General features: G+C 71.8%; 9 protein-coding genes and 1 pseudogene. 7 read left to right on the top strand and 3 right to left on the bottom strand.

The annotated features are described in order from the left end of the window. Positions 1-227: 227 nt before the first annotated feature. From ABT336_RS25385 to ABT336_RS25355, 7 genes are all read left to right on the top strand, one after another. Positions 228-1520: a M16 family metallopeptidase gene (locus ABT336_RS25385; RefSeq protein ID WP_350899786.1), complete on the top strand. Its 1293-nt coding sequence runs from the start codon at positions 228-230 to the stop codon at positions 1518-1520. Next, entirely contained in the window at positions 1517-2857 is a 1341-nt protein-coding gene (locus tag ABT336_RS25380) for a M16 family metallopeptidase (RefSeq protein ID WP_350899784.1), read from the top strand. Before ABT336_RS25385 ends, ABT336_RS25380 begins: the two co-directional genes overlap by 4 nt. 84 nt (positions 2858-2941) lie before the next feature. After that, complete coding sequence (locus ABT336_RS25375; RefSeq protein WP_350899782.1) at positions 2942-3967, top strand: aspartate-semialdehyde dehydrogenase; 1026 nt, start codon at positions 2942-2944, stop codon at positions 3965-3967. Between the two features lie 294 nt (positions 3968-4261). Further along, the gene (locus ABT336_RS25370) at positions 4262-4678 is read left to right on the top strand and encodes a CBS domain-containing protein (RefSeq protein ID WP_350899780.1); all 417 of its coding nucleotides are present in this window, start codon (positions 4262-4264) and stop codon (positions 4676-4678) included. Positions 4679-4851: 173 nt separating this feature from the next. Beyond that, positions 4852-5223 carry an SCP2 sterol-binding domain-containing protein gene (locus ABT336_RS25365; protein ID WP_350899778.1) on the top strand — a complete coding sequence of 124 codons (372 nt, stop codon included), beginning with the start codon at positions 4852-4854 and terminating at the stop codon, positions 5221-5223. Then, on the top strand, positions 5223-7277 hold the full coding sequence (locus ABT336_RS25360; protein WP_350899776.1) for an amylo-alpha-1,6-glucosidase: 2055 nt from the start codon (positions 5223-5225) through the stop codon (positions 7275-7277). Before ABT336_RS25365 ends, ABT336_RS25360 begins: the two co-directional genes overlap by 1 nt. 273 nt (positions 7278-7550) lie before the next feature. Continuing rightward, positions 7551-8306, top strand: coding sequence for a lysophospholipid acyltransferase family protein (locus tag ABT336_RS25355; protein ID WP_350899774.1), 756 nt, complete (start codon positions 7551-7553; stop codon positions 8304-8306). A gap of 70 nt (positions 8307-8376) precedes the next feature. Here ABT336_RS25355 and ABT336_RS25350 read toward each other — a convergent pair whose 3' ends face one another. From ABT336_RS25350 to ABT336_RS25340, 3 genes and pseudogenes are all read right to left on the bottom strand, one after another. Beyond that, positions 8377-9138 (bottom strand): hypothetical protein, encoded by a 762-nt coding sequence (locus ABT336_RS25350; RefSeq protein WP_350899772.1) that lies wholly within the window; start codon positions 9136-9138, stop codon positions 8377-8379. A 75-nt stretch (positions 9139-9213) separates the two neighbouring features. Beyond that, positions 9214-9930 carry a response regulator gene (locus ABT336_RS25345; RefSeq protein ID WP_350899770.1) on the bottom strand — a complete coding sequence of 239 codons (717 nt, stop codon included), beginning with the start codon at positions 9928-9930 and terminating at the stop codon, positions 9214-9216. Further along, positions 9900-10263: pseudogene (locus tag ABT336_RS25340) on the bottom strand (hypothetical protein); the annotation flags it as partial. The pseudogene ABT336_RS25340 and the gene ABT336_RS25345, both read right to left, overlap by 31 nt.

Here is a 10263-nt window from a genome sequence, read left to right as displayed (position 1 = left end):
CCCAGCGGAGCGCGGCGGCGATCCTCGCCGAGTCGGACCTGCGCGAGGCCGACCCCGGGGCGGCGCCGGACACCGTGCTGGAACGCCGTACCTCCGAGGAGACGGCACCGGCGGTCGAGCCTCCCGACTGAGCGGCCCACCGGCACCGCCGGCCCGGCCGACCGCCGTCGGGCGCGCCGGTGGTGCACAGCGGTGGATTCGCGCCCGTGATCCGATAGCGTCGGGACATGCCCGAAAGCGGTTACCCCTGGCCGATCGAGACGACCCGACTGGACAACGGCCTCCGTGTGGTCGTGAGCGAGGACCGCACCGCCCCGGCGGTGGCGGTGAACCTCTGGTACGACGTGGGATCGCGGCACGAACCGGAGGGGCAGAGCGGCTTCGCCCACCTCTTCGAACACCTCATGTTCGAAGGCTCGGTGAACGTGGCCAAGACCGAGCACATGAAGCTCATCCAGGGTGCGGGCGGTTCGCTGAACGCCACCACCAACCCGGACCGGACCAACTACTTCGAGACCGTCCCGGCCGAGCACCTGGAGCTGGCGCTCTGGCTGGAGGCCGACCGGATGGGCGGGCTGGTGCCCGCGCTGACCCAGGAGACGCTGGACAACCAGCGTGACGTGGTGAAGAACGAACGCCGCCAGCGGTACGAGAACGTGCCGTACGGCGACGCCTGGCTGCGGCTGCTGCCGATGCTCTACCCGCCGGGGCACCCGTACCACCACTCGACCATCGGGTCGATGGCCGACCTGAACGCGGCCGACCTCGCCACCTTCCAGGCGTTCCACCGGACCTACTACGCCCCGAACAACGCCGTCCTGACAGTGGTCGGGGACACCACCGCCGCCGAGGTGTTCGGGCACGCCGAGAAGTACTTCGGTGCCCTGCCGGCCCGCGCCGACATCCCCTCCGCCCCCGACGGGCGGACCGTGGCCGCGACCGGGAAACCGGTCCACGAGACGGTCACCGCCGACGTTCCCGCCCCCCGGGTGTACGTGGCACACCGGACGTACGCCTTCGGCACCCCCGGGTACGACGTGACGACCGTGCTCGCGGCGATCCTGGGCAGCGGCCGGGGCAGCCGCCTCTACCAGCGCCTCGCCGACGGCGAGCGGATCGCCCAACCGGACCTCGTCGGCGCGTACGGGGTGGACCTGGCGTACGCCCCGGCACCCCTGATCGCCACCGCCACCGCCCGTCCCGGGGTGACCGCCGAGCGGCTGACCGCCGGGCTCGCCGAGGTGGTCGACGAGCTGGCCACGGTGCCGGTGACCGCCGCCGAGCTGGACCGGGCCAAGGCCCTGTTGAGCACCATGTGGTGGCGGCAGATGGCCACTGTGGACGGCCGGGCCGACACCCTCAGCCGGTACGCCGTCCAGTTCGGCGACCCGGCGAAGGCCGCCGACCGGCTGCCCGGCTGGCTCGCGGTGACCGCCGGACAGGTCGCCGAGGCCGCCGCCGAGGTACTCACCCCCGCCGACCGGGCCACCCTGGTCTACCTTCCCGAGGAGACGTCATGACCCTCATCGCCACCCGTCCCGGCCCGGGGGCTGCCCGGGCCTACCGGTTCCCGCAGGTCGTCCGGCGGAGCGCCGCCGGTGGCCAGGTGGTGGCGGCACACCTGCCCGGCCAGAACCTCGCCGTGGCCCTGCTGCTGCTCGACGCCGGGGCCGGTCGGGAACCGGTCGGCAAGGAGGGCGTGGGTGCGGTCCTGGCCAAGGCGTTGGAGGAAGGGACCGCGCAGCGGGACGCGACAGCGTACGCACTGGCCGTCGAGGGGCTCGGCACCGAGTTGGTGACCGGGCTTGACTGGGACTCCTTCCAGGTCAGCGTCCAGGTGCCGGTGGACCGGCTGACCGCCGCCGTCGAACTGCTCGCCGAGGCGGTCCGTACGCCCCGACTCGACCCCGCCGACGTCCGGCGGGTCCGCGACGACGAGGCGACGGCGCTGCGGATGGACTGGGCGAACCCGGGTCCGCGCGCCGACGCGGTCCTGCGGGCGGAGCTGTACGGTGCCGGGAACCGCTGGGGCCGCCCGATGTACGGCGACCCGGACTCGGTGGCCGCCCTCGACGTCGACGACGTCACCGTCTTCCACTCCGAGTGGTTCATCCGGCCGGGGACCCTGGTCGTCGCCGGTGACCTGGACCGGATCGACCTGGACACGCTCGCCTCGGTGGCGTTCGCCGGCACCGCCGGTGGGGCGGTCGAGCGGGGTGCCCCGATCGAGGTGCAGGTTCGCCCCGGTCGTCGGATCATCCTCGTCGACCGTCCCGGTTCGGTCCAGTCCACGCTGCGCCTGGGCCACCCTGCCCCGCACCGGGCGCACCCCGACCACGTACCGATGACCCTGGCCGGCACTGTGCTCGGCGGGGCTTTCACCTCCCGGCTCAACCACCTGATCCGCGAGGTACGCGGGTACACGTACGGTATCCGGGGCGACTTCGGGTCGTCTCGCCGCTTCGGCAGGTTCGCGGTCAGCTCCGGGGTGCAGACGGCTGTCACCGCGCCGGCCCTGGTCGAGGCGGTGGGGGAGATCACCCGTACCCAGGCGGGTGGGGTGACCGAGGACGAGCTGGAGGTGGCGCGCTCCTGGCGGGCCGGTCAGCTCTCGGTGGAGTTGCAGAGCCCCCGGGCCATCGCCTCGGCGCTGACCACCCTGGTCGTCCACGACCTGCCTGACGACTACCACGCCCGGCTGCGCGAGGAACTGCTCGCCGCCGACGTCGAGCAGGTCAGCGCCGCCGCCACCACCCACCTGCACCCCGAGGCGCTCACCCTGGTGGTCGAGGGCGACGCGGCGGCGATCCGCGACGACCTGACCGCCGCCGGTCTGGGGGAGGTCCTGGCGGGGTGATGTTCGTCGCTCAGGGCGACGGTACGGGCCGGGCGGTGGGAAACGGTTCCCCGTCCGGCCGGTGGGCTGGGTAGCCTCGCGGGCATGAGGATCGGCATTGTGGGCGCCACCGGCCAGGTCGGTGGGGTCATGCGGCAGGTGTTGGCGGAGCGGTCGTTTCCGGCGGACCAGGTGAGGTTGTTCGCCTCCGCCCGGTCGGCGGGGCGGACCCTGCCGTGGCGGGGCGGCGAGGTGACCGTCGAGGACGCGGCCACCGCGGACTACCGGGGGCTGGACATCGTGCTCTTCTCCGCCGGGAAGGGCTCGGCCAAGGAGTTGGCGCCCCGGGTCGCCGAGGCCGGCGCGGTGGTCATCGACAACTCCTCGGCCTTCCGGATGGACCCCGAGGTGCCGTTGGTCGTCGCCGAGGTCAACCCGGAGGCCGCCGCCGTACGCCCCAAGGGCATCATCGCCAACCCGAACTGCACCACCATGGCGGCGATGCCGGTGCTGCGTCCGCTGCACGCCGAGGCGGGGCTGGTCAGCCTGGTCGTCTCGACCTACCAGGCGGTGTCGGGCGCTGGGCTGGCCGGCGTGGCCGAGCTGGACGAGCAGGTCCGCAAGGTGGCCGAGGACGCCACCGGGCTGGCCTTCGACGGGGGCGCCGTGGAGTTCCCCGCCCCCCGCAACTTCGCCCGGCCGATCGCGTTCAACGTGCTCCCCCTCGCCGGCTCGATCGTCGAGGACGGCTCCGCCGAGACCGACGAGGAGCAGAAGCTCCGCAACGAGAGCCGCAAGATCCTCGGGATCCCGGACCTGAAGGTCTCCGGCACCTGCGTCAGGGTGCCCGTCTTCACCGGCCACTCGTTGCAGATCAACGCCCGCTTCGCCAGGCCGCTGAGCCCGCAGCGCGCTGTCGAACTCCTCGACGGGGCACCCGGGGTGGCCCTCTCGGACGTCCCGCACCCGCTGGAGGCGGCCGGTCAGGACCCGACGTTCGTCGGTCGGATCCGGGCGGACGAGACCGTCGAACACGGCCTCGCCCTGTTCTGCTCCAACGACAACCTGCGCAAGGGCGCCGCCCTCAACGCCGTCCAACTAGCCGAACTCATCGCCACCCAACTCCACTGACCCACCCCACCCCACCCCACCCCCACCCCCACCCCACCCCCACCCCACCCCACCCCCACCCCACCCCCACCCCCACCCCCCCTGCCGCTCCGTCGTCCCGTCGCGTTGATCAAGGGATTTGCGTCATGGAAACGGGGGGATGCTGACGCAAATCCCTTGATCAACGCTCGCGGGGCGGGGTGGGGCGGGGCGGGGCGGGGCGGGGTGGGGAGGGGGTGGGGTGTTAGTTCGGTGGGGTGTTAGTTCGGTGAGGGTGGGTAGGCGGGGGGTTGCCGACACCGAGAGGGGAGCACCATGACGACGGTCGGAGAGTTCATGACGACCCGGTTGGTGACCATGGACGGCACGGACACGCTCACGGCGGCGGCTCGGGTGATGCGCGACAACGCGATAGGTGACGTGGTGGTCACCGACGACGGCGACGTGGTCGGAATCGTGACCGACCGGGACATCACGGTCAGGGGGATCGCCGAGGAGATGGACCCCGACCAGACCCCGGTCAACCAGATCGTCTCCCGTGACGTGATCACCGTCAGCCCTGACGACGACGCGGTCTCGGCCACCGACCTGATGCGTACCTACGCGGTCCGCCGGCTGCCGGTCGTCGACGACGGTCGCCTGGTCGGGCTGGTGTCGATGGGTGACCTCGCGGTCGAGCGTGAGCCCCAGTCGGTGCTCGCCGACATCAGCGCCGACGACCCGAACAACTGACTTCCCTGTCGCAGTGACGCCGGTCCCCGGTTCGGGGGCCGGCGTTCGACGTCGAGGCGGCCGGTCTCCGGGGTGTCCCGGACCTCACCCGAAGCGGGCGAGGTTGGCCGCGACGGCGGCGGGGACCCTGCTCGGACGTCCGAACACCGCGGACTTGCGGGAGGGGTGCACCGATGGTGGACGCGACCACGAGGTTCTTCGAGGACCTGCAACGGCGGGGACACGAGCCTCTGCTGGAGAAGCTCTCCGGGGTCATCCGCTTCGACCTGCGCGAGCGGGCACAGACCCAGCACTGGATGCTGCGCATCGACCGGGGTCGGATGCAGGTCAGCCGGGAGGACGAGGGCGCGGACAGTGTGCTGTCGACGAGCCCACAGCTGTTCGAGGAGATGGCCACCGGACGGGAGGACGGCATCGCGGCGCTGCTGCGCGGCGACGTCACCGTCACCGGTGACGCCCGGCTGGTGCTGCAGATCGAGCGGCTCTTCCCCGGCCCGCCGGACTCCACGGGACCACGTCGGCTCTTCGGTAGGGAGGCGTACTGATGGGGCAGAGTGACACGATCCGGATCCTGGACGGCAACACCTTCGTGGTTTCGGAGGACACCGGCGACATCGAGGCGACACCGAGTGAACCGACCGGGATGTTCTCACTGGACACCCGATTCCTGTCCCGGTGGGTGCTCACAGTCAACGGGGAGCGCCTCAACGCGCTGTCCTACGACGACCTCCAGTACTACGAGGCGCGCTTCTTCCTGGTGCCGGGCCTGGCCACGCACTACATCGACGCGAAGCTCTCGATCATCCGGGAGCGGGCGGTGGGCGGCAGCTTCCGGGAGACGCTGACCTTCCTCAACCACGACGAGCGCCCCGTCGACCTGGACATCCGGATGGAGGCGGGGTCCGACTTCGCCGACCTGTTCCAGATCAAGGACGAGATCCTCAACAAGAAGGGCGAGCTCTACACCGAGGTCGAGTCCGACCGGCTGCGGCTGGGATACCGGCGGGGCAACTTCCGTCGGGAGACAGTCATCTCCACCTCCGGCGGGGCCCGCTTCGACCAGCGGGGGTTCTCGTACACGGTGCACCTGGAGCCGAACGAGGAGTGGCGCACCGACATCGACGTGCAGACCTTCGCCCTCGGGCCGGGCGGCCGGGACCTGCGCATCGGGGTCCAGTCGCACGGCCCGGAACGGCTGGCGTTGCAACAGGACCTGGAGGAGTGGATCGCCGGTGCGCCGACGGTGAACGCCGAGTGCGAGCACCTCGGCCGGACGTACCAGCGGAGTCTGGTGGACCTCGCCGCGCTGCGTTTCGCCCCGCTGACCATGCCCGGACAGACCGTCCCGGCCGCTGGTCTGCCCTGGTTCATGACACTGTTCGGGCGGGACAGTCTGCTGACCTGTCTTCAGGTGCTCCCGTTCGCCCCGGGTCTGTCGAAGACCACACTGCGGATCCTGGCCGCCGTGCAGGGCACCCGGTTCGACGACTTCCGGGAGGAGGACCCGGGTCGGATCCTGCACGAGATTCGGTACGGCGAGACCGCCGCGTTCGAGGAGCAGCCCCACTCGCCCTACTACGGCTCGGTGGACGCCACCCCGCTGTTCGTGATCCTGCTCGACGAGTACGAGCGATGGAGTGGGGACGCCGCGCTGGTCAAGGAGTTGGAGCGGGAGACCCGGGCGGCACTGACGTGGATCGACGAACACGCCGACCTGGTCGGTAACGGTTACATCTGGTACGAGCGGCGCAACACCGACACCGGCCTGGAGAACCAGTGCTGGAAGGACTCCTGGGACTCCATCTCGTACTCCGACGGGCGGTTGCCGGGTTTTCCCCGGGCCACCTGCGAGGTGCAGGGGTACGCGTACGACGCGAAGATCCGCGCGGCCCGCCTGGCCCGCGAGTTCTGGAACGACCCGGCGTACGCCGACCGGCTGGAACGGGAGGCCGCAGACCTCAAGGAACGGTTCAACCGGGACTTCTGGGTCGCCGACGGCGAGTTCTACGCCCTGGCGCTGGACGCCGAGGGGCGGCAGGCCGACGTGCTCAGCTCGAACATCGGGCATCTGCTGTGGAGTGGGATCGTGGACGACTCCCGGGCGGCGAGGATCGCCGAGCACCTGGTCAGCGACCGGCTCTTCTCCGGCTGGGGGGTCCGCACCCTGGCCGAGGGGGAGGTGCGGTACAACCCCATCGGCTACCACAACGGCACGATCTGGCCGTTCGACAACTCGTTCGTCGCCTGGGGGCTGCGCCGGTACGGCTTCGCCGAGGAGGCCGCCACCGTCGCCGACGGCATCCTCGCCGCCGCCAGCTACTTTGACGGGCGGCTGCCCGAGGCGTTCGGCGGCTACCCCCGGGACCTGACCAGGTTCCCGGTGGAGTATCCGACGGCGTGTAGCCCGCAGGCCTGGTCCACCGGGGCGCCGATGCTGCTGCTGCGGACCATGCTCGGGATCGAGCCGCACGAGGGACACCTGGCTGTCGAGCCGCAGCTTCCGGTGGGCATGGGCCGCATCGAGGTGCTGGACATTCCGGGGCGGTGGGGTCGGGTGGACGCCTTCGCCCGCGGGCGCATCGAGCTGCCACCGCACTAGGCGGGCCCGCCACCGCCGGCCCGCCACCGCCGGCCCGCCAGCGCCGGCCCGCCAGCGCCGGCCCGGTGCCACTGGTCATCCCTCGGTGGCCGGGTCGGCGGTGTCGGCGAAGGTACGGTCGGTCCCCCGAGTCGGTCTGCGGCGCGCGAACACGACCTGCCCGAAGACGGGTGGCGGAGCCGGTCCGAGGGCTGCTCCGGGCCGGGGTCGTACGCCGGGAACCACCAGCGCCGGCGTCGATCCGGTCGTGACCGGGCAGGGTAGGGTCGCGGCATGCCGGAACTCGTGTACCCGCCCGTGATCGCCGCTGCCAGGACGATGTTCCGGGTGCTCGACCTGCGCCTGACCGTGGAGGGCTCGCACCACGTGCCGCGTACCGGCGGGGCGGTGATGGCCAGCAACCACATCGGCTACCTCGACTTCATCTTCTGCGGTCTCGGTGCCCTGGAGTCCCGGCGGCTGGTCCGGTTCATGGCCAAGCAGGAGGTCTTCAACCACCGGATCTCCGGCCCGCTGATGCGCGCGATGAAGCACATCTCGGTGGACAGGCAGGCCGGCTCCGCCTCGTTCCGGGCGGCGGTCGAGGCGCTGCGCGCCGGTGAGGTGGTCGGCGTCTTCCCGGAAGGCACCGTGAGTCGCTCGTTGACAGTGAAGGAACTCAAGAGCGGCACCGTCCGAATGGCCCGGATGGCCGGGGTCCCCGTGCTGCCTACCGCGCTCTGGGGTACGCAGCGACTCTGGACCAAGGGGCGTCCGCGTACCCTGACCCGCCGACACCTTCCGGTGACCATTCTGGTCGGGGAACCGATGGACCCGGCCGACTACCCGAACAGCCCGGCGATGGCCACCGCGTTGACCGAACGGTTGCACGCCCTGGTGGACCGGGCCCAGCGGGAGTACCCGGAGAAGCCCTCGGAGCCGGACGAGACCTGGTGGCAGCCGGCCCACCTGGGTGGGACCGCCCCCACCCCCGAGGAGGCCGCCGCCATCGACGCCGGCACCGGCACCGATCGCAGCCCCACCGCCTGACCCCCGGCACCGATCGCAGCCCCACCGTCTCACCCCGGCACCGGCAGCTCCGGGGTCAGCAGCTCCGGGGTCAGCAGGCCGATCCGGGGCGGCCGGGCTGCGGCAGCTCGACGGTCTGGGCCGTGCCGACCACGGCGACCGGCCGAGGCCGCACCGGCTCCGGGCGGGTGCCCGGGTGGTAGTAGTCGTCGCGGGACATGAACTCTACAGGCAGGGCACCGGCCAGGCGAACCCGTCGACCGGGACCGAACGCCTGCGGGACCAGCCCACGGAGCAGTTCGTCGCGCTCCGGCGGGGCGAGTTCCACGAGCTCGGGACGGTTGAGCCGGAAGGTGGCCACGGCCCGCTGGACCTGCCGGGCAAGCTCCGAGACCTCCCGCGTCGGGCCGCGCAGGGCGAGCGCCGGCTGCCGGATCGTCCGCAGCGCGTCGCAGACCACGAAGAGTTCGTCCTCCCACCCCGGGGCGACGGCGGTCAGCTCCAGACGTGAGGGCCACTGCCAGCGGATCTGCCCGGTGACCAGTCGGGGTCGACCGATCGGGCGTCGGTGTCGACCGTCGGGCTGGACCACCGCCAGCGTCACTCCCGCGCAGACGTGCACCAGACGACGGTCGGTCACCGTCACCGTCGCGATGCTCGGCAGCGACCACTGACGCCGCCCCTCGGACGGGCCGAGCAGGTGACCCGCCAGCCACAACCGGTACCGCCCCAGGATCCGTTCGCCGAACTCCGGCACCAACTCGTACCGTCGATCCAGGACCGGACCCTCGACCTCACCGTACGCATCGAACCGATGCGGACCGACGAAGAACGGGTATGCGTCCTCACCCATCGTCCCGACCTCCCCCCCACCGAGGAATTCTGGCCCCGAGCCTCGCCGAACCTGCCCGGAATGTCATGACACCCGTTAGGGGGTCGGCCGGTCGTGCGCTGCGTACGACCGGTAGTTGCCGATATCTTCCGGTCGGACGAGTCCGTCCTCGATCGCCCGGGCGAGCAGGGCCGACTTGGTGGCCGCCGGCCGTCCCGCCCGGGTGTACTTGATGCGGGCCCGGTCCACGTACTGCTTGACCGTGTGCTCACTGATCTGCATCCGCCGCGCCACCGACCGCTTCGACATCGACTGGAACCACAACAGCAGCGCCTCCCGCTCCTTGTCGGACAGGGCGGGCCGGTCCGGCCGGGGATCGCCGACCATCGCCCCGGCCAACGACGGCGGCACGTAGGGGCGGTCGCTGGCGGCGGCGAGGACGGTTGCCACGCAGTGCTCCCGCCCCTCGTGTTTGGCGAGGAAGGCCACCGCCCCGGCGTCGAGCGCGGCGAGCATGGTCTCCGGTTCGGTGTGCTCGGAGTAGACCACCACCCGACGACCGGCCGCGCAGAGATCGGCGAGCCGGTCGAGGACCATCCGCCCGTGCAGGCGCAGGTCGAGCAGGAGCACGTCGGCGTCGGGGGCGGCCCGCAGGACCTCGTCCGGGTCGTCGCCGGTGGCCAACACCGTCACCCGGGGCTCGGCGGCGAGCCAGGCCCGGACCCCGTCGATCACCACCGGATGGTCGTCCACGATCGCCACCGTGACCGGATCTCCGGCGGTCATCGCCGTCGCCACCGGGTCTGTGTCCATCTGATCGTCCCGTCCCGCTCGTCGAGGTGCTCCACCTGATCGTCGTCCGGGCCCGCGGCGTCGTACGGGTCGGAGGCCGGGGGACCGGCACCGTCCAGTGTGCCAAAGTCGGCACCCGTGGTCTCCTCGTCCGGGGTGACCAGACCTACCACCACCTCGTCGGGACCGGCGACGACAGTCAACCGGGCCCACCCTCGGGCGTCGACGAGTGCGGCGGTGAGCGGCTCGGCCAGCCGACGACGGATTCGCACCGGCAGGGCCGGGGGCACGCCGACGGTGGCCAGTTCGATCCGGAGCCCGTGCCGCTCTGCCAGGTCGGCGGCGGCCCGGATC

The sequence above is a fragment of the Micromonospora sp. NPDC000207 genome (assembly GCF_040300925.1).
Taxonomy (GTDB): domain Bacteria; phylum Actinomycetota; class Actinomycetes; order Mycobacteriales; family Micromonosporaceae; genus Micromonospora.
This window is presented reverse-complemented; position numbering and strand designations above follow the sequence as displayed.

Bases quoted from the DNA above. Each gene is read 5' to 3' on its own strand.
- ABT336_RS25385 (WP_350899786.1), top strand. From the start codon at position 228: ATGCCCGAAAGCGGTTACCCCTGGCCGATCGAGACGACCCGACTGGAC.
- ABT336_RS25350 (WP_350899772.1), bottom strand. From the start codon at position 9,138: ATGGGTGAGGACGCATACCCGTTCTTCGTCGGTCCGCATCGGTTCGAT.
- ABT336_RS25370 (WP_350899780.1), top strand. From the start codon at position 4,262: ATGACGACGGTCGGAGAGTTCATGACGACCCGGTTGGTGACCATGGAC.
- ABT336_RS25355 (WP_350899774.1), top strand. From the start codon at position 7,551: ATGCCGGAACTCGTGTACCCGCCCGTGATCGCCGCTGCCAGGACGATG.
- ABT336_RS25375 (WP_350899782.1), top strand. From the start codon at position 2,942: ATGAGGATCGGCATTGTGGGCGCCACCGGCCAGGTCGGTGGGGTCATG.
- ABT336_RS25365 (WP_350899778.1), top strand. From the start codon at position 4,852: ATGGTGGACGCGACCACGAGGTTCTTCGAGGACCTGCAACGGCGGGGA.
- ABT336_RS25345 (WP_350899770.1), bottom strand. From the start codon at position 9,930: ATGGACACAGACCCGGTGGCGACGGCGATGACCGCCGGAGATCCGGTC.
- ABT336_RS25360 (WP_350899776.1), top strand. From the start codon at position 5,223: ATGGGGCAGAGTGACACGATCCGGATCCTGGACGGCAACACCTTCGTG.
- ABT336_RS25380 (WP_350899784.1), top strand. From the start codon at position 1,517: ATGACCCTCATCGCCACCCGTCCCGGCCCGGGGGCTGCCCGGGCCTAC.